This window comes from Bradyrhizobium sp. BRP19 (genome assembly GCF_020194195.1).
GTDB lineage: Bacteria > Pseudomonadota > Alphaproteobacteria > Rhizobiales > Xanthobacteraceae > Bradyrhizobium > Bradyrhizobium yuanmingense.
Genome location: NZ_JADYVZ010000109.1, coordinates 1 through 453, shown reverse-complemented (window position 1 = coordinate 453; position 453 = coordinate 1). Strand labels below are relative to the sequence as shown.

Here is a 453-nt window from a genome sequence, read left to right as displayed (position 1 = left end):
GGTGAAGGTCAACGTCGCCGGCGAGCGGCTGATCTCGGCTGCCGAAGGCAACGGTCCGGTGAACGCGCTCGACGTCGCCTTGCGCAAGGATCTCGGCAAGTACCAGAAATATATCGAGGGATTGAAGCTGATCGATTACCGCGTGCGTATCCTCAATGGCGGTACCGAGGCGGTGACGCGCGTGCTGATCGAGAGCGAAGATGAGACCGGCGAGAGTTGGACCACGGTCGGCGTGTCGCCGAACATCATCGATGCCTCGTTCCAGGCGCTGATGGATTCGGTGTTCTACAAGCTGGTGAAATCAGGCGCCCCGGGGTGAGCCGCCGGCGGCCCGCCAACGGCGGACCTGGCATGCACCCGCACAGACGGCAACCGCACCGAGGCGGTGACGTTTCCGAGCGAGTGAACTCTTACAGCCGCCGCGCCACGTCGGGCGCGAGTTCCTTGCCCGCC

Annotated in this window: 1 protein-coding gene; it reads left to right on the top strand. The window is 64.5% G+C overall.

The genetic code is table 11. The annotated features are described in order from the left end of the window. Nucleotides 1–319, top strand: a 319-nt coding sequence (locus tag I6F36_RS38720; RefSeq protein WP_276573756.1) for an alpha-isopropylmalate synthase regulatory domain-containing protein, incomplete at its 5' end; no start/stop codon positions are given. Nucleotides 320–453 lie beyond the last annotated feature (134 nt).